This window comes from Hymenobacter defluvii, from assembly GCF_017589435.1.
In the GTDB taxonomy this organism is placed as follows: domain Bacteria; phylum Bacteroidota; class Bacteroidia; order Cytophagales; family Hymenobacteraceae; genus Hymenobacter; species Hymenobacter profundi.
In genome coordinates this window covers 22,417-42,717 of sequence record NZ_JAGETX010000006.1, presented here as the reverse complement: position 1 = coordinate 42,717, position 20,301 = coordinate 22,417, and the positions used below count along the sequence as shown (strand labels likewise).

16 protein-coding genes are annotated in these 20,301 nt (G+C 52.8%); 4 read left to right on the top strand and 12 right to left on the bottom strand.

The features are described 5' to 3' along the window. Positions 1-51: 51 nt before the first annotated feature. Together J4D97_RS12025 and purH are read right to left on the bottom strand one after the other, a co-directional pair. Entirely contained in the window at positions 52-1,077 is a 1,026-nt protein-coding gene (locus J4D97_RS12025; RefSeq protein ID WP_185282419.1) for a rod shape-determining protein, read from the bottom strand. Positions 1,078-1,423: 346 nt separating this feature from the next. Next, a complete protein-coding gene (gene purH, locus J4D97_RS12020) occupies positions 1,424-2,953 on the bottom strand; it encodes a bifunctional phosphoribosylaminoimidazolecarboxamide formyltransferase/IMP cyclohydrolase (protein ID WP_208307788.1) in 1,530 nt (509 codons plus the stop codon). Positions 2,954-3,221: 268 nt separating this feature from the next. Between purH and J4D97_RS12015 the strand changes: the two genes are divergently transcribed. The 3 genes from J4D97_RS12015 to J4D97_RS12005 all read left to right on the top strand — a co-directional run bounded on the left by J4D97_RS12015 (position 3,222) and on the right by J4D97_RS12005 (position 5,817). After that, entirely contained in the window at positions 3,222-4,376 is a 1,155-nt protein-coding gene (locus tag J4D97_RS12015; RefSeq protein ID WP_208307787.1) for an acyl-CoA dehydrogenase family protein, read from the top strand. Next, the gene (locus tag J4D97_RS12010; RefSeq protein WP_208307786.1) at positions 4,369-5,097 is read left to right on the top strand and encodes a PIG-L deacetylase family protein; all 729 of its coding nucleotides are present in this window, start codon (positions 4,369-4,371) and stop codon (positions 5,095-5,097) included. The genes J4D97_RS12015 and J4D97_RS12010 overlap by 8 nt, the downstream gene beginning before the upstream one ends. 123 nt (positions 5,098-5,220) lie before the next feature. Further along, entirely contained in the window at positions 5,221-5,817 is a 597-nt protein-coding gene (locus J4D97_RS12005) for a class I SAM-dependent DNA methyltransferase (RefSeq protein WP_208307785.1), read from the top strand. Between the two features lie 2 nt (positions 5,818-5,819). Here J4D97_RS12005 and J4D97_RS12000 read toward each other — a convergent pair whose 3' ends face one another. From J4D97_RS12000 to J4D97_RS11955, 10 genes are all read right to left on the bottom strand, one after another. Next, positions 5,820-7,076 carry a glycosyltransferase gene (locus J4D97_RS12000; protein WP_208307784.1) on the bottom strand — a complete coding sequence of 419 codons (1,257 nt, stop codon included), beginning with the start codon at positions 7,074-7,076 and terminating at the stop codon, positions 5,820-5,822. A 99-nt stretch (positions 7,077-7,175) separates the two neighbouring features. Then, positions 7,176-8,666 (bottom strand): RagB/SusD family nutrient uptake outer membrane protein, encoded by a 1,491-nt coding sequence (locus J4D97_RS11995; RefSeq protein WP_208307783.1) that lies wholly within the window; start codon positions 8,664-8,666, stop codon positions 7,176-7,178. Positions 8,667-8,680: 14 nt separating this feature from the next. Then, complete coding sequence (locus tag J4D97_RS11990; protein ID WP_208307782.1) at positions 8,681-11,896, bottom strand: SusC/RagA family TonB-linked outer membrane protein; 3,216 nt, start codon at positions 11,894-11,896, stop codon at positions 8,681-8,683. Positions 11,897-12,237: 341 nt separating this feature from the next. Then, positions 12,238-13,557, bottom strand: coding sequence for a BamA/TamA family outer membrane protein (locus J4D97_RS11985; protein ID WP_208307781.1), 1,320 nt, complete (start codon positions 13,555-13,557; stop codon positions 12,238-12,240). Positions 13,558-13,673: 116 nt separating this feature from the next. After that, a complete protein-coding gene (locus J4D97_RS11980) occupies positions 13,674-14,561 on the bottom strand; it encodes a geranylgeranylglycerol-phosphate geranylgeranyltransferase (protein WP_208307780.1) in 888 nt (295 codons plus the stop codon). Between the two features lie 312 nt (positions 14,562-14,873). Further along, positions 14,874-15,068 (bottom strand): cold-shock protein, encoded by a 195-nt coding sequence (locus tag J4D97_RS11975; protein WP_185282410.1) that lies wholly within the window; start codon positions 15,066-15,068, stop codon positions 14,874-14,876. 133 nt (positions 15,069-15,201) lie between these two features. Further along, positions 15,202-15,702, bottom strand: coding sequence for a KdsC family phosphatase (locus J4D97_RS11970; protein ID WP_185282409.1), 501 nt, complete (start codon positions 15,700-15,702; stop codon positions 15,202-15,204). Between the two features lie 127 nt (positions 15,703-15,829). Then, entirely contained in the window at positions 15,830-16,066 is a 237-nt protein-coding gene (iscX, locus tag J4D97_RS11965; RefSeq protein WP_208307779.1) for a Fe-S cluster assembly protein IscX, read from the bottom strand. A 97-nt stretch (positions 16,067-16,163) separates the two neighbouring features. Continuing rightward, positions 16,164-16,496, bottom strand: a complete 333-nt coding sequence (locus J4D97_RS11960; RefSeq protein WP_185282407.1) for a 2Fe-2S iron-sulfur cluster-binding protein — start codon at positions 16,494-16,496, stop codon at positions 16,164-16,166. Positions 16,497-16,559: 63 nt separating this feature from the next. Continuing rightward, entirely contained in the window at positions 16,560-17,345 is a 786-nt protein-coding gene (locus tag J4D97_RS11955; RefSeq protein ID WP_208307778.1) for a Rossmann-like and DUF2520 domain-containing protein, read from the bottom strand. Between the two features lie 215 nt (positions 17,346-17,560). Between J4D97_RS11955 and J4D97_RS11950 the strand changes: the two genes are divergently transcribed. Further along, positions 17,561-20,269 carry a T9SS-dependent choice-of-anchor J family protein gene (locus J4D97_RS11950; RefSeq protein ID WP_208307777.1) on the top strand — a complete coding sequence of 903 codons (2,709 nt, stop codon included), beginning with the start codon at positions 17,561-17,563 and terminating at the stop codon, positions 20,267-20,269. The last annotated feature ends 32 nt before the right edge of the window (positions 20,270-20,301 follow it).

Below are 20,301 nucleotides of genomic sequence, written 5' to 3'. Positions count from 1 at the left end.
CTTGATGCATCGCCCTACCATCATTCCTAATTCATAATTTCTAATTCATAATTAAGTAAGCAGTACGCTCTTGAAAGCCTGAATATTCTTGATGGCAGCGCCGGTGCCGCGTACTACGGCGCGGAGCGGGTCCTCGGCAATGTGAATGGGCAGCTTGGTCTTGGCAGCCAAACGCTTGTCGAGGCCGCGGAGCAGGGCGCCACCACCGGTCAGGTGAATGCCGTTTTCGTAGATGTCGGCCGACAGCTCGGGCGGGGAGATTTCTAGCGCCTTCAGCACGGCTTCCTCAATCTTCGCCACCGATTTGTCGAGGGCAATGGCAATTTCCGAGGAAGTCACTTTGATAACCTTCGGAATGCCCGTCATCAGGTCGCGGCCGCGCACCTCGAAGTCGGCGGGCGTGTTTTCCAGCTCGGTGAGGGCAGCGCCTACCTCAATCTTGATGCGCTCAGCCGAACGCTCACCAATCAGCAGGTTGTGCTGGCGGCGCATGTAGTCCAGAATATCCTGGTTGAACACGTCGCCAGCCGTCTTAATCGACTGATCGCACACGATGCCCGACAAGGCAATAACGGCTACCTCGGTGGTACCGCCCCCAATGTCGATAATCATGGAGCCGATGGGCTGCTCCACGTCGATGCCGATGCCGATGGCGGCGGCCATAGGTTCCTGAATCATCCAGACTTCCTTGGCGCCGGCGTGCTCCGCGGAGTCACGTACGGCGCGCTTCTCTACCTCCGTGATGCCCGACGGGATGCAGATTACCATGCGGTGCGAGGGCTGAAACAGGCGCGTGCGGGTGTCAATCATCTTGATCAACCCCTTAATCATTTCCTCGGCAGCGTGGAAGTCGGCAATTACACCGTCTTTCAACGGCCTGATAGTCTTAATGTTATCGTGGGTCTTCTCGTGCATTTGCTGCGCCTGTCGGCCCACGGCTATTACTTTATTGGTCGTGCGGTCTTTTGCAATGATACTCGGCTCATCCACCACGACTTTATCGTTGTGAATGATGAGCGTGTTGGCCGTGCCCAGGTCCATGGCGATGTCGCTGGTCAGAAAATTGAAGAAACCCATTGAGTGACGGCAAGTAGATGAAACCGGGCGTCTTGCACCGGAAAAAGTGGGGCAAAAGTACGCAAGTTTCCGCGAAGCCCTACTATAGACATAGGATTGCCGTGCGGCGCCATGGCCCAATTATTTCAGTTTAATACCAGAATCCTTCTATCCGAAGAATCTGCTACACCGGCGTAGCACCCGCTTTCCAACCCGAAATAATCGCTCTCAGGCATACTGGTCAGCAAACCGACTACCCTAAAAACACCCGAACGGTCCTGCGTCGGCAAGCTCGGCAGGACCGTTCGGGTGTTTAAGGTTATCTATTTGCGTCTCTACACCGTGCGGTCCGTAACGCAAATAGCTTCTAATGTTTGAAGTGACGCACGCCGGTCATCACCATGGCCATACCAAGCTGGTTGCAAGCCGCAATGCTATCCTGGTCTTTGATGGAACCGCCGGGCTGCACCACTGCCCGGATGCCGGCTGCGCCAGCAATTTCCACGCAGTCGGGGAAGGGGAAGAAGGCATCGGAGGCCATCACGGCACCTTTCAGGTCGAAGCCGAAGGCATGGGCTTTTTCGATGGCTTGCTTGAGGGCGTCTACGCGAGACGTCTGCCCTACTCCTGAAGCCAGCAATTGGCCGGCGCGGGCCAGCACAATAGTGTTGCTCTTGGTGTGCTTACACACTTTCAGGGCAAACTCCAGGGCTTCGGTTTCCTCGGGGGTAGGCGCCGAGTCGGTGACGGTTTTGAAGTCGTCGGCGGTTTCGATGGCGCGGTCGAAGTCCTGCTCAATCATACCATTCAGCAAGGTTTTCACCTGCTTTTGCGGGAAATCAACAGGCTTCTGGCGCAGCAGAATGCGGTTTTTCTTGCTTTGCAGCACTGTGAGAGCCGCCGCGTCGAACTCGGGCGCAATCAGCACCTCAAAGAACAGCTTGTTCAGTTCCTGGGCCGTGGCTTCGTCTACGGGCTTGTTCACGATAATCACGCCGCCAAACGCCGATATCGGGTCGCAGGCCAGGGCATTGAGGTAGGCCGTGTGCAGGCTATCGGCTTGGGCTACGCCGCAGGCATTGGTGTGCTTGAGAATAGCACAGGCAGGCTTACCCTGCTGGAACTCCTGCATGAGCAGCACGGCCGCATCTACATCTACCAAGTTATTATAGCTAAGCTGCTTACCGTGGAGCTGATCGAACAGCGCATCCAGGTCGCCGCGGAATGTGCCGGCCTGGTGCGGGTTTTCGCCGTAGCGTAGCGGCGTTTCCTGGGAGCTATTAGCTGATAGCTGTTGGCTATTGGATTCGTTTTGTAAGAAGTAACCGGAAATGGCCGTGTCATAGTGCGCGGTGGCAGCGAAAGCGGCGGCGGCGTACTGCCGGCGGTCTTCGAGGTCGGTGCCGCCGTTTTTCTCCGTCAGTAGCTGCGTGACGGCCTCATACTGGTCGCGGCTGCTCACCACCAGCACGTCGCGGAAGTTTTTGGCGGCGGCACGCAGCAGCGAAATGCCACCAATATCAATCTTCTCAATGATGTCCTGCTCGGGTGCACCCGACGCCACGGTTTCCTCGAAGGGGTAGAGGTCTACCACCACCAGGTCGATGGGCGGAATCTGGTGCTGCTCGGCTTCCTGCAAGTCGCTGGCCTCGTGGCGGCGGTGCAAGATACCACCGAACACCTTGGGGTGCAGCGTTTTCACGCGGCCCCCAAACACCTCTGGGAAGCCCGTCAGGCTCTCCACGGCCGTCACATCGGCGCCCTGCTCCTCGATAAACTGCTGGGTGCCCCCCGTAGAGTAGATGGTCACGCCGTGCTGCTTGAGCAGGGCCACCAGCGGCTCCAGGCGGTCTTTGTAATAGACAGAAACGAGAGCGGAACGAATCGGCTGCGACATGGTAGGGGTTGGTTGCGGACTGTGTGAATGACAGCACGAAGGTAGCCACGGCAAGCGGGCACCCCGGTGCCCTATATGTTACGGAATTGTTAAGCACATAGTAACCCCTTCATAATCAGCAGCAAATTCCATCCGTTTTCATAAAATATACAAGAACGTCATTCCGAGCTTGCTGAGGAATGACGTTCTAACGACTTTACTTTTCACGCAAGCACAACACCCCGGATTCAAATACAGTACATGTTCACTACCACGCTATTTCTATTGCATGTCTACTCCCCTACCCTTCCCTACCACCGAAGAAATCACACCTGCCGAAGACGCCGCTGCCCGATTGGCCCCGCGCCTAGCGGCCCAAGCACCCGCTTCCGACCAGGAAGGTGGCTTTCCGGAACAGGAGTTTGACTGGTTGCGTGCGGCCGGCTTGCTCACGGCTCCCCTACCCACCCACCTCGGCGGACAGGATTTGGCAGTGGCTTCACAAACCTTACCCCTGCTGCGCACGCTGCGGCACATTGGGCGCGGTAATCTGGCGGTAGGGCGCGTGTACGAAGGCCACGCCAATGCTCTGCAACTCGCCCAGCGCTTTGGCCGCACGGAGCAAGTAGTGCGTTGGGCCGAGGACGCAGCGGCCGGGCATTTGTTTGGGGTATGGAATACGCAAGCGCACGACGGCGTGCAGCTGGAACCGCTCCCCGATGGTCGCTACCGCTTGCAGGGTAGCAAAACCTTTGGCTCGGGCGCGGGCCACGTCACGCGCCCGCTGCTCACGGGTGCCCTACCCGATGGTGGCTGGCAGATGCTGGTGCTGCCGGCCGATGCGCAAGTGCCGCAGCTGGATAAATCGTTTTGGCAGCCACTCGGGATGCGGGCCTCGGCTAGTTTTCGGGTCGATTTCACGGGACTAGAGGTGGGTGCCGAAGATCTGCTAGGCCAGCCCGGCGACTATTACCGCCAGCCGTGGTTTAGTGGGGGCGCCATACGGTTTGCGGCCGTGCAGTTGGGCGGGGCTGAGGCTGTATTTGACGAAACCCGCCACTTCCTACAAAAAACTGGTCGCACCGACGACCCCTACCAGCGCCAGCGCCTGGGCGAGCTGGCTATTCTCATCGAAAGCGGCCAGCACTGGCTACGCGCCGCCGCCGAGCACGCCATGCGCCCCCACGCCACGGAAGCCGCCGAAACCACCGTGGCCTACGCCAACATGGTGCGCACGGCCATCGAAGAAATATGCTTGCGGACGCTCCAATTGGCCGAGCGGTGCGTGGGAGCCCGCGGCCTGCTCCGCCCCGAGCCCTTCGAGCGCCTCCACCGCGACCTGACGCACTACCTCCGCCAACCCGCCCCCGATGCCGCTCTAGCCGACGCGGGACGCTTCGCGCTGGCTTCTACCACCCCTGCTTATTCGTTGTGGCATGGCTGAGTTTTCGTTTGATTCGCTACCCCTCCGCCCGGCTGATTTTGCGCCTACCCTTTGTTCTACTGTGGTGGTAGCGCCCCACCCCGATGATGAGTCGTTGGGATGCGGCGGGTTGCTGGCGCTTTTGCGGCAGGCGGGCGTACCAGTAAATGCTGTTTTGGTGAGCGATGGCACGATGTCGCACCCCCATTCGGTGAAGTTTCCGGCCGCGGCCCGGCAAGCACTGCGCGAGGCAGAGCTACGCGAGGCGCTTGCATTGCTAGGCGTCAGTACGGATGATCTATTGCTGTTGGACCTTCCCGATAGCGCCGTCCCTACCCCCGATCAGCCAGGTTTTGCGGAGGCCGTAGCTACCCTGCGTGCCTACCTTCAGCGCGTACAGCCGGCTACCCTACTCGTGCCCTGGCGCCGCGACCCTCATCCCGACCACCGGGCTACCAGCCAACTGGTAGCCGCTGCTTTGGCGGGCTTATCCATCCGGCGGGTGGAGTACGTGGTGTGGGCCTGGGAGCGCGCCGCACCGGAAGATTTGCCGCAGTCAGGCGAGGCCACCGGCTGGCGCCTGGATATCAGCTCCGTACTGTCTCAAAAACAGGCAGCCATTGCAGCCCACCGCTCCCAACTTGCCCCCGGCGTTATCGACGACGACCCCAGCGGTTTTCTGCTTTCGCAGCAAATGCTTGCTCATTTCGCGCAGCCTTTCGAAGTGTATTTTGACGAATGACGTTTCTCGCGGAGGGAGGCACAGCACAGAGGTTCGCAGTATGCTGACGTATGCACTCTGCCAACCTTTGTGCTGTGCCTTCTTCCGCGAACCTCTGCGAGCAATAAACCAACCTCTACTCCTATGAACCCCAATCAGCCTAATACCCTACCCCCTGCCTACTTCAACGATGTGTATCGGGCCAACGACGACCCGTGGAAGTTCGAAACCAGCCCCTACGAGCGGGAGAAATATGCTACCACGCTGGCCGCCCTACCCCGCCCGCACTATGACCGGGCTTTTGAAATCGGTTGCTCGTTGGGCGTACTCACGGAGCAATTGGCACCGCGGTGTGGGCGTCTGCTGGCTGTGGATGTAGCGGAAGCCCCGTTGGAACGCGCCCGGCAACGGTGCGCGCAGTTGCCTCAGGTGGAGTTTCGGCTGATGCGCGTGCCGGAAGAATTCCCGCAAGAGCAGTTCGACCTGATTATGGTGTCGGAGGTAGGCTATTATTGGTCGCCCGAAGACCTGACCCGCGCCGCCGAGCAGCTCCTGGCAGCCCTACCCTCTGGCGGACAATTGCTGCTGGTGCACTGGACTCCACCCGTGCACGACTACCCCCTGACCGGCGACGAAGTGCACGAGTTTTTTCTGCAAAAAGCCGAGGCCAATGGCCCCTTGCGCCACGTGCACTGCCAGCGCCAAGAAACCTACCGTCTGGACTTATTGGAGAAGCGGTAAGGCTACCCTTTACTCATTGCCGCCTCAATCGCCAATGGCGTATGCTGCTTCAGCAACGCCCGCAGTTCAGCAAGGGCAGATGACAGCGCAATCGGCGGCCACCGTTGTACCCATTGCTGGCGGGTGGCCTGCTCCTGCTGTACGCATTGCCACAATGCACCAAACGTAGTAGCCTCCATAATGGCCTGGCACAGCGTCTTTTTGGTGAGACCGAGCATATCGGCTATCCTCGTGCTGACGGTGTGCAGGGTAGGGCTGAGCACGGCGCCCGAGAAAGACACGTCGTTTTTAAATGATTGCCAGAGTTGCCGCAGTTGCCGACGGGCCTGCCACTGAGTAGCTAGTTGTGGTCCGCTGGCTACCAGAGGTTCCTGCAATTGCTCGCTCAGCGCCGCCCATTCCCGCAATTGCCAGGATAAACCCACTGCCACTCGCCCTTCACGGCGCGCCGAGGTGGTTACGCGCACGGCAGGGCTATGTCGCACGCGCAAATCGTGGTTGCACAGTGCCTGGTATAGGGCTTCATCCTCCAGATAGGGCACCACCGGCAGTCCCCCTACTTGCTCATAAGCCGAAACCGTAAGGGCGAAGCTGGCGCCAAAGTGCTGGTGATGACGCGGCCACGCATCCACCGGATTGGGGTCAATCAGGTGCTCCAGCTGCGCTGCCAGCAAGCGGTAGGCTGCATCACGCAAGTGGTAGCGCCGCACGGGGCAATTTCGCTGCGTAGGTGCCTCGGCCATAATACGTCCGCATACGGCATCAGCCCCTGCGGCTATTTCGGCAGCAATGCTGGCCAGCCAGGTAGGCGCAACGCGGGTATCGGCATCGGTGCTGGCAATGATACCGTGCGGGCAACCTACGCTACGCAGGCGCTGGGCAGCTTCATCCATCAGCAAGCGCCGGGCTTTTCCCACATGCGCCTCAGTGGGAGGTAGGGTGCGTTCTACTACGTGCAGCACCAGTTGCGGGTAGGCTTGTGCCAGTTGCCGGGCTACGTGTGCGGTGGCATCCTCGCAGTTATTGGCCAGCACAATTACCTCGTAACTAGAAGGAGGTAGCGGCTGCCCCTGCGCATCCACTTGCGTAGCCAGCGCAGCTAGGGTAGCAGGCAGGTTTTCGGCTTCATCTTTAGCCGGGATAATAACAGAATAGCATAATTCTGCTCGGGGCGGAACAGTCAGCAAGCCACATTCTAACAGAGGCGAAACAGCCACTTCGTGGACAGCATGAAAGCGCGAGGGTAGTATGGATGTCATCAGCGTACTCTACGCGGATTGTTAACCTATGGCTACAAACAGAAGCAGCTTTCTCACTGGTGAGAAAGCTGCTTCTGTTTGTAGCCGAAAGAAGATTTTTCAGTTACGAGTCATGAGTTGATTAGCCTGTAGTTCTCCAGCAGGAATAGGCCAAACGTAAAGAGGATCAGATGGAGCAACTGCACTAACAGAACTCTTACCCGGAATGGTTGCATTTAGACGCATAATGTCGATGTTACGAATTCCCTCTCCTATAAATTCAATTCTTCGCTCCAAGAGAATATTTTCAACTGTTGCTACCGTATAAGGGCTGCCTTTTGAACGTGTACGAACTGCGTTAAGTAAAGCCAGAGCTCTTGCACTACCAAAGCCGTTCACACGTGCTTCCGCCTCGGCTAGGTTTAGCATTACCTCAGCGTACCGAATAACGGGAGCTTTATCTAGATTAGGATTCGTATTCCCAGGCAAAGTTCCATTTGGATACTTAGTGAGGTAAGGTGTGTTAGCTACCCTTGTTACGAAATTAATTCTTCGCTCATCGGTTGCTTCCCACACTGAATTTCCCAAAATCCCAGCGGTATTTAATGAATACTCACCATTACCGCCTAACGATCCTGGCAAGTAATAGAACGCTAAAGAATTTTGCGTACCAGGTGCATTCTGCGTAGTAAAGGGAAAGCTAAAAATGCTCTCCGAAGTAAGTTCCGGAAAGGTGAAAACTTCTTTTACAGAAGCGTTTAATGCATTCGCTACCCCTGAAGAAGCTACATACGGGGCTGTAGCGGGTACAATTTTATTAGCCTCAGTAATAACTTCTTTATACCTACCCATTGTTAGCAGCACACGCGTCTTTAACGCAATTGCGGTATTACGATGAGCTCTAGTAACATTCAATTCACTACTACTGTAGGTTAACGGCAAATTATCTTCTGCAAATTGAAGATCTGCCAGAATTTGGTCATACACCTCCGCTACGGAACTACGAGCCAAGTCGTTATTATTGGAATTAGTTTCAGCTATTAGGCGTAAAGGCAAGCCCGGTTTATTGCCTTCTCCATCAGCATAAGGCCTAGCGTATAATTGCAAAAGTGCGTAGTAGCTCAGAGCACGTAAAAACCTAGCTTCCCCTCTGTAATTGTTGGCTGTAGTAGTAGCAAAATTGGTAGGGAAAGTGGGAGCTACAAAATTTGCTTGATTAGCATCCATACCAGCCAAAAACACATTTGCTTGGTTGATAGCTGCATAGGCTGCATTCCACAAATTAGTAACATCATTGATGTTTGATTCATTTAGTGTATGATTCCAAACACTGTAGCCCGTTACATTATTTGTAGTTTGAGCAATAAAATCGTCAATCCTAATATCATTGTATACTTGATAACGTCCTGCATAGAAGGCTCCAGCCTTGACATAAGTGTAAAGGCCATTCACCTGTAATGCAATCCGTGCTGGCGTATTAAATACAACCAAATCCGAGAAAACAGTTTCTGGCACAGGATCCAACAAATCAGTCTTGCAAGAGCTTATGCCTAATGCCAGTAAGGCTGAGGAAAGAATTACTGTGACTTTTTTCTTTAGTATTATTTTCATCAGAAAGCGATTTTTTAGAAGCCGATGTTGAAACCTACTGTGTAGGTACGAGCTTGACCTACAGAATTACGGTCAACACCTGAGCCTGTGTTATTTGCTCCATTTGTCGAAATCTCCGGATCAATACCTGAGTAATTCGTTAGTAGTGCTGCGTTCTGCACTTGCACGTATACCCGTGCATTGGAAAGACCAATTTTATTAGCCAACACTTGGTCAATTGAATAGCCAAGCGACACATTGCGTAAGCGAGCAAAATCTCCCTTTTCCACATTAGATGATATAACTAAAGCGGAGCCATTCGATACGTTGTCGCCATAAACAACACGTGGCCATTCAGCATTCGTATTTTCTGAAGTCCAACGATTTAGAATATCTACATCGTTATTCCAGAAACGTTGATCATGTAAACCGGCTTTCGTCCCATTGTATATATAGTTACCACCCGAATATTGGATGAATACGCCTAAATCAAAGTTTTTGAAACGGAAGTTATTATCAAACCCCCCATACCATTTTGGTAGTGTAGGTCCATAGTATACTCCGTCCCGTGTTTGGCTCGGTGTCACTGTTGCACTACGACCATCTAGTGTTGTCCAGCCGCCGCCCAAATGGTTGTATTGTAGCGTTGTTCTAGTACCGTCCGTGTTTAGAACACTAACCATACGTTGCCCGTTGGCTGGATTTACGCCTAGGGAAGGTATAGCTAAGATTTCCCCTACTGATCTGCCTACTTCTGTGAAGTTGACAGTTTCCAAGCCTGAAGTTGCCGTTCCAATGCGTTGTCCTTCAGTAGCCAGTGTTAATACCTTATTTTTTAATGTAGTGACGTTACCACTTACAGTCCAGCTAAACGCCTTCTTTTCAATAGCATTGAATTTAAGATTCAACTCAATACCTGTGTTGCGCATTGAGCCCACGTTAGCTGAAATAGTATTCGGGTTGTCAGGATTTGGAATTCCCTTTGAAGGCGCTTGCGGAACATTCAAGATTAAGCCATCAACCACATTTCGGTAATAGGAAAAGTCTCCCTGCATGCGGTCCTGGAGTAGCCCGAATGAAAAGCCGACATCCGTTTTCTTACTTGTTTCCCAAGTCAATAACGGGTTCCCGGCTCTTGAATAACCTAGTGTAGCATTCCCTGCATACAATCCAGGCCCATACGTGGACAAAGAAGCAAAGTCGTTTATACCTTGACTATTACCTACCTCACCGTAACTACCTGTTATTTTCAAGAAACTGAAAGCATTCGAAAAACCAGCGTTTTTCCAGAAATCTTCTTCAGAAATGATGTAGCCTAGTGATGCTCCGTAAAAGTTACCCCACTTATCAGCCCAAGCAGAATAACCATCACGCCGTACATTAAGTGAAGCCAAGTATTTTTTGCCGAAGTCATAAGTTAAGCGGCCAAAATAAGAGACTAAATAATTCTCACCCTGCGAGTTACCAGATACAGCAATATTAGTAAAGCTACCCTGGTACGTAGTAAAGAAGTCATCGGCCACTTGCGTACGCTCAGCACCCCAGCGTTGTACTTGCGTACGTTGTTGCTCGCCACCCACCAAAAGGGATACATTATGATTGCCAAAGCTGCGGTCGTATTGTGCAGTATTCTGCCAATTCCAACGCTTATTTGTGCGGTAGTAGTTTGCAGCTGTACCGCTTTGGTAGCCGTCACCTGATAAAGAGTTGTAAAACAGTTTATCTTCAAACGAGATATTGTTCAAGCCATAAGTCGTGCGCACGTTCAAACCATTTATGATTTCCCAATTTGCGTACACGCTCCCTTGAATCTCATTGCCCTCTGAAGTGAAGTAGTTGTATGCTATGTCAACAGCCGGGTTGTAATAGCCAATATTAAGCGGCCCGTATGTCAAAGGGTTTAGCCCAACTGGTCCTGGGTTTAAGTTATTACCCGGGCCTACTCCATTACCTCTAGGGTTAATATTAAACGTACCGTCAGCATTATAAACCGGTATGTTGGGGGGTAATACTAGTGGTAAACGCCCTATACCTGCTGTACCGAAAGCCCCATCTCCCACTGATCCTGTGTTTGGAGAAGAGTTATAGTTATTGGAATAACCAATACGTGCTCCGACTGTGAAGTTTTTATAGACTTTATGATCCACATTCACGCGAGCCGAAGTACGTTTGAACTCGTTATTCTGAATCATTCCTTTTTGACCAGTATACCCTACCGATGCGTAATAGCTGGTCTTTTCAGTACCACCCGAAAAGTTAATGGCGTTGGAGTGAGAGAAACCTGTACGATAAACTTGATCGTACCAACGCGTATCTATCAGGTTACCATTAGCATCATATGAGGGAAGAAAGCCCTCTGTGTTATTACCAAGCTGATTAATAGCAATGCGGTTTGCGTTTAGGTTGCGCACAGCTTCATTTTTAATCATCATGTAATCTTCAGCACCTAGTACATCATATAGGCGCACAGGATTAGACCATCCAGCCCAAGAATCAAGCGATATTCTGCTTTGTCCCTTTTTACCTCGCTTTGTAGTCACAAGGATAACGCCACCAGCGGCTCGTGAGCCATAAATAGCAGCGGCAGCAGCGTCTTTGAGAACTTCAATGCTTTCAATATCATTAGGATTGATATTGCTCAATGGGTTGTTAGGTACACTACCAAGTGCTGAGTTATTGCCACTGAACGCAGGGATACCATCTATTACGTAGAGGGGCTGAGAACTTAGACTAATAGAGTTAACCCCTCGGATACGAACTACAGGAGGAGCATTCAACACTCCATTAGGAGTAGTTATATTGACACCTGCTGCACGTCCTTGTAAGGCTTGTTCAAAGCTTTGTACGGGTTTCTGGGCTACATCTGCGCCAGAAATAGTAGCTACAGAACCAGTCAACTCGCGTCGAAGCTGCGTGCCATAGCCCACTACTACCACTTCATCAAGTCCCGTGGTATTAGTAGCCAATGATACATTGATAGCAGACTGGCTACCGATAACAACCTCTTTGCTGTCGTACCCAATAAAGGAGTACACTAGCGTATTCGCATTAGCAGGTATAGATAGCGAGTAACTACCCTCCGCATCAGTGGAAGTGCCTTGCCCTCCTCCTTTTACAACAACAGTTACGCCCGGCAGTGCCGAACCATCCGATCCTACTACTTTACCAGTAATGGTTCGCACCTGCGCCCACAAATCGTGGCTTGCCAATGCGAATACTGTAAGCAGTAACAAGAGTAATATTTTCCTCATGTGTACTTGTTTGATTGGTTGATATTATTTCAATGAATGCATCTAATAAAGAGTATAATTTTAACATCACAATGATTACCCCTATAATTTTTTCATAAAAACAAGTAATAATTATAAATACAATCATTGAACTGTACTACAAAAGCACCTCATAAAATCACACTAAACGGCTATTCAAGCTGGATTTATGGGTTTTTACATCTTTTGCAAATCAATAGTGCACAATTAATTTAGGTTGAGTTCATTCTTAAATACGAATCAATTCGTATTTAAGAATGAAAGAAGAAGCCATGCTTTCTAATCAGAAAGCATGGCTTGAAAATTCGAATTCTAGATTTTAGTTAAAAAGCTTCACCCACCGCGAAGATGATACCGGAGTTACCACCTGAGCCAACCCCATAGTCTAAACGGATGTTAAGCCGGTCGCGGCGATTAAAGCGAAAGCGGGCTCCTACCCCACCAGCTAGCTTCGTGCCGTCAAAAGTGTAATCGTTCAGGTCATACCCTACTTGGCCTGCTGCAATGAATGCCGCTATATCAAAGCGCCAGATGAGCTTCTGCCGGATTTCGGCTTGCACAGTAGTAAATTGACGGTCGCGGAAGCGGGCTTCATAAATACCGCGCATTAGGTAGGCATTGTTATAAATAGCACCACCCAAAGTGCCCCCCATACCTCCTAACTCCCGAAAAGGAACATCACCGGAATGATACTGTCCCATGAATTGCAGGGCTAGAATAGTATTATTGGAGCCAAACAAGGGGTTAAAGTGGCGAGCATCAATTTGGTAACGGGTGAACCGGTAGTCGCTACCCAGTGCTCCACCATTAAACAGGATGTGCGCGTCCACAAAGTTACCGCGGTACGTAGCCAGCACATTATCGCGGCCATCGTAGAGTAGTGACGGCCCTACCCCAGAACTGATTGTGCCTTTGCGCTGCTCTCCCAAGCCACGAAAGTTGGCCAACTCATTGTATACAACAGGCTGGTTAGTAGTCGAATTGTACCGATCAGAATTCTGTAACTTCACATCACCCAAGTTGGTTAAGCGGTAACGCACACCCACAAACAGGTTTGGAGCCGCCCGAACCAGGGCCTTCTCATCGAATACGAATAGCGGATACTGGATTTGGACCTTATCACTTTTGCGCGTGTTGTTGCCTACACCGAAATAATCGAATTGCAGATCATAGTAGCTCAACTCGCCCGAGAAATAGAATTTCTCACCGGGCGTGAAGATGGTGTGCGTCAGCTGAATAGTGGTCTGTTTCTTCTGACTAAACCACGCCAGCAAACGAGCATTAGACTTGCGCACGGTAGTATCAGTACCAAACCGCCATACAGGCAAAATAGCTGCGCCCACGGCAAACCCGGTTTCTTGCTGGTAGAAAGCAACAGGCACCGGAATAAAACTCGGCTTATCGCTAGGACTGAAATCTAGCTTACGGGCGGAAACACGGCGCGGCGTCAGCAAAGACGTAGCAGGCTGGCGGTCGGCCAGCAGGCCCAGTGTAGGTGCCGGCGTTTTTATGGGCTCCGCCGCTGATGCCAATAAGGTAGGGGAAGCAGGAGGTGGAGCCACCACCGAGTAGGACGCCGTAGATTGAGCGGCCGCAGACAAAGCCAGTCCGGATAAGACTAGCGGCAGGTAGAAAAAGCGCATAAAAATGCCAGACAGAAAAAGGTGGAAGCCAGGAAGTCAGGCAACCCGAAGAGGTGGTGCCATGCAACGCATCTGACTAAGATTTCTGCACTAACGCAACAGTGCCTGCTACGGTTTTAGGCAATGGCAGATAAAGGAATGGACAGTACGCCGGCCAGCATAATCCATTTGCACCAAGCGCTGAGCTGCGCAAAATGCCGCCGACGGTCGGCGCGCCGCAATTGATAGCCCAGCGCTAGCATAGGAAGTAGGCAAAGCGCTATCAGCCAAGCGCCTAGCCATAGGTAGCCGGTCTGTAATGATTCGGATATAGCGCCGCTTGTTAAGAGCAACAGGCAAATCAGGAAGGCACCAGCTACCCATTTCGCCCGGCTCACGCCCCATAGAATAGGGAGCGTACGACAATCGTGCTGCGCGTCGCCGCGCATGTCTTCCACATCTTTCACAATTTCGCGCACCATCGTGAGTAAGAAGGCTGCTAATGCATAGCCCCACGGCCCGGCCTGCCCCGTGCGGGCCTGCAATTCGGGTAGGAGCACTAGCGCAGCCGTGAGGGTAGCAATGCTAGCATTACCGGCCAGCGCCACGCGTTTGAAGCGCACCGAGTAGCCCCACAGCAGCAGCGCCGACCCCACATGCACCAGACCCAGCAGCGGCGAAAGCACACCAGCCACCACAATGCCAATACCTGATAGAATGAGATGGGCCATCATGGCATGGCGCCGGTTAATGAGTCGGCCAATGACAAGCCGGCCGGGCCGGTTCACGGCATCAATTTTCACATCGTAATAGTCGTTGATGATGTAGCCGGCAGCCGCTACGCACAGCGTGGCCAGCATCAACAGCAAAAATGGTGAGGCTAGCACTACCCGCCAGGAAGCAGCAGGCAGTAGCGTTGCCCGCACCAGCAGCAGGCACAGCCCCATCAGCAGCAGGTTAGGCAGCCGTATCAGGCGGGCCAGTTGCCGGCTTCTTTCAACCCACGATAATTTTCCGGTAGGCATAGCTGGTTTTATAGAAGATACGCTGTACGTCATTGCAACACAATACCTATTACACAGTCAATTTATTGATAATCAGATTATTAATCTGTCAAGCAAGAGCCATCTTTCGTCCTATCACCCGCATGGCGTTATCCGCCTGTTTCTCCAGCTTGTGTGCATGCAACACACGAACTTCATAACGTACTATATTCCCTATTCACCCACTCGTTTCTTTATCACCCCTCCCTACCCTTAAGCATCTAAAAAGAAAGCCTCTCCAACTAAGGAGAGGCTTTCTATACTAATAGTAAGAGGCCAGTGGATCGGGTGACCCTACACTTTCTTTACGTTCACGGCGTTAACGCCCTTACGGCCTTCCTGGGTATCAAATTCCACGCGGTCGTTTTGCTGAATCTGGCCCCCGTTAAGGCCGGTAATGTGGACGAAGAAATCTTCCTTCGTGCCGTCTTCCGTAATGAAGCCGTAGCCCTTCGACTCATTAAAGAATTTTACGGTTCCTGTTTTCATGAAAAAAAGCAAATGGGTGAATGGATGAGCGGGTAAAGTTAGAGGGATTTCGCAAAAACGCAACCCCTCTACCGCTGGCTTTATAAAAAGATAGCACTTTTACGATAAAGCCTCACAATCACCTCTTTCGCGCTTACCAGGTACCCTGGCTTTTCATGGTTGCCTCTAGTAGCTCCCGCACGGCCCCGCGCCCACCGGCTCGTTGGGCCACGTAGTTGCTGATGGCAAGTACGTCGGGGGTAGCGTCGGCAGGGCAGGCGGCTACGGCGCAGCGGCGCATGGTTTCCATGTCGGGCACGTCGTCGCCCATGTAGGCAATGTGCGCGGGGTCGATGCGGTGCACGTTGATGTAGGAGTTGAAGATCTTCATCTTGTCGTCTACCCCCAAGTAGATGTCGTACACATCCAGCGACTCCAGCCGCCGCCGTACGCCTTCTTCTTCGCGTCCCGAAATAACCACCACGCGGTAGCCCTTGCGCAGCGCGTGCCGGATAGCATACCCATCGTGAATGTGAAAGGCGCGGGCCTGCTCGCCCGAGTTCAGGGCCAGCATGGTTCCATCAGTCATCACCCCATCCACATCCAGCACAAACATTCGAATGGCGGTCAGATCGGGCGTATTCGTTGCTTCCATAAGGTGAAATTGTGAGGTTGTGAGGTTGTGAAGGGAAAGTTTATCATCCTGGCCGCACCACTTGCGTAGGCTGCGCCACTAGCATCAGCAGAATAGCTGCTTCACCCTTCACAACTTCATAACTTCACTATTGATTATCGCGCCACTCGTAGACCCATTTGGCCTGAATTTGCTCCAGATGGCCTTCGTTGGCCTGCTCGCGGGTGCCCTCGAAGTTGGGGAGGGACAGCACCCAGTCGATGAGTTCGGTGAAGCGGATACGGTAGATTTTGGCCTCCGTGAAATCGTCACCGAATTTCTCGTAGAGGGCGATGGCCACGTCTTCGTGGTCGCTCCACTTAATGGGTGGCTCGAAGTGATTCATAGGTGAAGTGTTGAGTGGTAAGGGTTGAGTATTAGGTGTTGAGCGCACTGAGTGCTGGCTACGCCAACTCACTACGCTCAACACCTAATACTTCCAATCAGTGTCCCAGGAAGTTCTGGGGCGGAACCAGGATTTGCAGCTCGTCGGTGTCAGCTTGCACCACGCATTGGCAAGCCAAGCGCGAGTTGATACGGGGGTTGATGGCGCGGTCGATGAAATCCTCTTCCTTGTCCGAAATTTCGGGCAGAGAGTCTTCGCCGCGCTGCACGTACACATGGCACGTGCTGCACCCACACACGCCGCCGCAGTTGTGCTGCAACTGCACGCCGTTGTTGAGCGCCACGTCCAGCACTGACTCGCCCTCAGCGGCCACATGGGTCTGGTCGGGTTGCCCGTCCTGAAACTTGAAATGTATATTGACGACTTTCACGGGAAGTAGCTACGTAATTAGCAAAGAGGGGCAAAGGTACGGATGCCTCCCCCCGAATCAAAACTAGCCGGCCGACGGCTCCGCTGCCTGCTGAATACTGCGTGAGACAGTAGCGTACACCTCCTGCCACATAGGATGAGTCTGTAGCGCGGCCTGGTGCCGGGCCAGGGTAGGCGCATCGTGCCGGGCGGCGGGGCCGGTTTGCACCGTGAACGGAGGGTAGGCCAAGGCCTTTTCTACGGTTTCGCGCACCAAGGGTACGATGAGTTCAAACGGCAGCCCGGCTTCCTGCAACAGCGCGTGGCTAATGCCGAGCACGTGGTTGGTGAAGTTGCCGGCAAACACGGCCGCGGTATGTAGCAGGAGGCGCTGCCCTGAGTTGAGCAGACGCACGTCCTGGCTCAAGCTGTGCGCCAGCGTCAGCAGGGTAGCTTGGCTGGCCGCATCGGCCGCTTCCAGGCAGAGCGGGAGCGTGGTCCAGTCTACCATGCGGCCGGGGCTGAACGTTTGCAACGGGTAGAAAACACCCCCGCGCAGGTGGGGGTAGGGCGCGAACACAGCCAGCGGCAGTGCGCCAGCCGTGTGCGCGGCTAGCATATTCGCTGGCAATTGCAGCTGTGCCAACAGCGGCTCCACGGCGGCATCGGGCACGGCCAGCAGCACTATTTCTGCTTCTAGCTGGCGCAAATCTGGGTTGGTGGTAGCGCGGGCTCCGGGCAGCTGCGTGGCCAGCGCGGCGGCACTGGCTGCCGTGCGACTCCACACATGCGTGATGGTATGGCCCGCCCGCAGCAGCGCCGGCCCTAGGTGGGTGGCTACCCGGCCGGCGCCTACTAAACAAATAAGCATAGTGAAAAGGCAGTTTGAAGCGGTAAGTTGCTGCTGCTTATTGAAAACAGCATCTAGTGGCAAGACGACGCGACCCCGTATTTTTTCGCCGAAGATGCTATCTTAACTATGGAAAGCACGTAGTGTTTACTGCTTTATTTACAGCAGCAACTTAATCCGCTTTACTTTCCTGCTCCGCTCTCAACTTAAACGCTTTTTACCGAAACACTTTCTACATGCAACATCTATACACTACCCCGACGGAGCGCTCTGCGCGGCGTCGATTGGGCCGCTTGCTGGGGCTGTGCGCGCTGGCGCTTGGCTTGCAGCTGCCGGCTCAGGCACAATTGAATTACAACCAGTATACTGGAGAAAATGTAGCTGGTACTTACACTGACCTCGGCAGCGCGGGCACTGCTATTGCCACGGCTAATACCGACGACGCTAATTCAGCGGCCCAGAACATCGGCTTCAGCTTTCGATATAATGGCCAAAATTTCACGCAGTTTGTGCTGAATACCAATGGCTACCTGCGCTTAGGTAGCGCGGCCCCTTCCACCACATATTTTTTCAGCAACCCGGATGATTTTGAAGGGGGTCCGCTGGATAGTGAGAATGCAGCCGACGTGAACCTGCTGCTCCCATTTAATGAAGACCTGACGGCCGGCACTAGCCCCACCGAGTACCGGGTGGCCACCACCGGTACCGCCCCAAACCGGGTGTGTACCATTCAGTGGAAAAACGTGAGCGACAAAACGCGTGCTCCGAAAGCCAGCCAGTATACCAACCTGTCGTTTCAGGTAAAGCTTTACGAAACCAGCAATACGATTGAATTTGTGTATGGTCCAGCTACGGGCGGCGCTACCACAGTGCAGTACAAAACCGTTGCTATCGGGCTTAAAGGGAACACCGCTACATCTGATGTAGCTGCCGATGTCTTGGCGCTTAACAAGGAGGCCTTTACGCCCTGGGCACAAGCGCAGTTTGTGGCAGGCGTTACGTTTTTCGATATCCGCAATACAGTGACGCCCGATGCAGGCCGCACTTTCCGATTCAACACACCGCAAGCCAATGATGCGGCGTTGGTGTCTGTTTTCACTTACGGGCAGATTTCGCCCGAAGCAACGCCTCATGCTCCGCAGGCTTTGGTCTACAATACAGGTACGACCACGTTAGCTAGTATACCCGTAACGCTAACAGTAAGCGGCGCTACTACTTTTACCAGCACCCGCACGGTAACGAATCTGCCAGCTGGGAGAATAGCACTCGTGAGCTTCCCCTCCTACCCTGTTCCTACCAGTGGCACCAACAACCTGACAGTAAGTATAGGCAACGACGCTATCAACGGCAACAACCAACAATCTGTTTCTCAGGTTATCACCACCAATACTTTGGGTTATCAAACGCCTAACCAGGACCTAGAAGCATCTTTCCCGAATGCAGGAGCCAATTCTGAGTTTGCGGCCAAATACCGTATCAACCAATCGACTACGGTAAATGGAGTGAAGCTAAACTTTGCACCTGCTACTACTACTTACCCCTACCAGGTGGTACTGTACGATACGTTGGGCACTGACGGTGGCCCTGGTAACGTGCTGTATACATCGACTGCACAAACGCGCACCGCAACTGGCGGCGCCGTAACAGTTGCTATTCCAAATACAGTGGTTAATTCATCGTTTTTTGTAGCGGTGCGTGCCACTCAAGGCCCACTGGGTTTGGGTGCGCAGGTAGAAAACCTTATTGTGCGCCCTACTACCTTTTACCTTATAGCTCCCGAAATTGCTAGTTTGGCTACCTGGACGCCACTGGAAGAAACTGGTGTTGATGATTTACGGCCGGCTATTGATGTGACCTTTGGAGCAGTACCGCCTTGCCAAGCGCCCGTTAATTTGCGATTCGCGGCTGTTACAACTACCTCAGCCAACATCACATTTACGACTTCGGCTGGCACTGGCCCGTACGTAGCTGAATACGGTCCCGTAGGTTTCACACCAGGTTCAGGCACTACAGTTGCCAGTGCTACATCACCTATCACCCTTACCGGTTTATCGGTGCTGACTACTTACGACGTATATGTAAGCAAGAATTGCGGAGGCACGGCCGGCACCAGCGCCCGCTATGGACCATTGAAACTGACTACGCTTTGCCAGCCAGCTGCCGTCACTTTCCCTTACACCCAAAACTTCGATGCAGCCAATACGTTGCCCTGCGGTTACACAATTCTGGACGCCAACAACGACGGTAATACTTGGGAAATTTTATCCGACGCACCTACGCTCACACGCAGCAGGCCAAATGCGCTGATTTGCTATCCTAGTAACAATACAAGTAATGATTGGGTATTCACACAAGCTTTACCACTAACTGCCAATCAGCGATATACAGCCTCGTTTTACTATTACTTAGCTAATACACAAAGCAACAATCAACCAGGACCCTATACGCAACCAGCCAATGTGGAAGTATTTATTGGCACTTCGCCTACCCCAGCTGCCATGACAACTAATCTCTATCGAAATACCAGTCTACCAGTAGTAGCTACAGCCTATACGCAAATCCAGGGAGATGCATTCACTCCACCTAGTGCAGGCTCGTATTACATAGGCATACGTAATAATGGCTCCTCTACTTCGGGCATTTTGATCATTGACGATTTATCTATAACAACCACCACCCTACCCGTCAACCAAGCTCTTTCGCGGGCTATTGAAGCCTACCCCAACCCTACTACAGGCATACTGCGCCTGAACCTGAGTGCCAGCAGTGCCCGCCAGCGGCGTGCTACGGTGTTTAATACCTTAGGCCAGGTAGTGCTGACACGTACGCTCAACACTGCCACCGAGCAACAGCTCAACCTTTCTACGCTCAGCAATGGCCTCTATACGGTGCAACTACAGCTGGACAATGATGTGGTTGTGAAGCGCGTGAGCTTGCAGAAATAAGGTTGACTTGTTTCCGATTTTTACCAGAAGGG

Coding starts and splice junctions, on each gene's coding strand:
- J4D97_RS11970 (WP_185282409.1), bottom strand. CDS start 15,702: ATGGAAGCAACGAATACGCCCGATCTGACCGCCATTCGAATGTTTGTG.
- J4D97_RS11990 (WP_208307782.1), bottom strand. CDS start 11,896: ATGAGGAAAATATTACTCTTGTTACTGCTTACAGTATTCGCATTGGCA.
- purH (WP_208307788.1), bottom strand. CDS start 2,953: ATGTCGCAGCCGATTCGTTCCGCTCTCGTTTCTGTCTATTACAAAGAC.
- J4D97_RS12000 (WP_208307784.1), bottom strand. CDS start 7,076: ATGACATCCATACTACCCTCGCGCTTTCATGCTGTCCACGAAGTGGCT.
- J4D97_RS11985 (WP_208307781.1), bottom strand. CDS start 13,557: ATGCGCTTTTTCTACCTGCCGCTAGTCTTATCCGGACTGGCTTTGTCT.
- iscX (WP_208307779.1), bottom strand. CDS start 16,066: ATGAATCACTTCGAGCCACCCATTAAGTGGAGCGACCACGAAGACGTG.
- J4D97_RS11975 (WP_185282410.1), bottom strand. CDS start 15,068: ATGAAAACAGGAACCGTAAAATTCTTTAATGAGTCGAAGGGCTACGGC.
- J4D97_RS12005 (WP_208307785.1), top strand. CDS start 5,221: ATGAACCCCAATCAGCCTAATACCCTACCCCCTGCCTACTTCAACGAT.
- J4D97_RS11995 (WP_208307783.1), bottom strand. CDS start 8,666: ATGAAAATAATACTAAAGAAAAAAGTCACAGTAATTCTTTCCTCAGCC.
- J4D97_RS11980 (WP_208307780.1), bottom strand. CDS start 14,561: ATGCCTACCGGAAAATTATCGTGGGTTGAAAGAAGCCGGCAACTGGCC.
- J4D97_RS12015 (WP_208307787.1), top strand. CDS start 3,222: ATGTCTACTCCCCTACCCTTCCCTACCACCGAAGAAATCACACCTGCC.
- J4D97_RS11950 (WP_208307777.1), top strand. CDS start 17,561: ATGCAACATCTATACACTACCCCGACGGAGCGCTCTGCGCGGCGTCGA.
- J4D97_RS12010 (WP_208307786.1), top strand. CDS start 4,369: ATGGCTGAGTTTTCGTTTGATTCGCTACCCCTCCGCCCGGCTGATTTT.
- J4D97_RS11955 (WP_208307778.1), bottom strand. CDS start 17,345: ATGCTTATTTGTTTAGTAGGCGCCGGCCGGGTAGCCACCCACCTAGGG.
- J4D97_RS12025 (WP_185282419.1), bottom strand. CDS start 1,077: ATGGGTTTCTTCAATTTTCTGACCAGCGACATCGCCATGGACCTGGGC.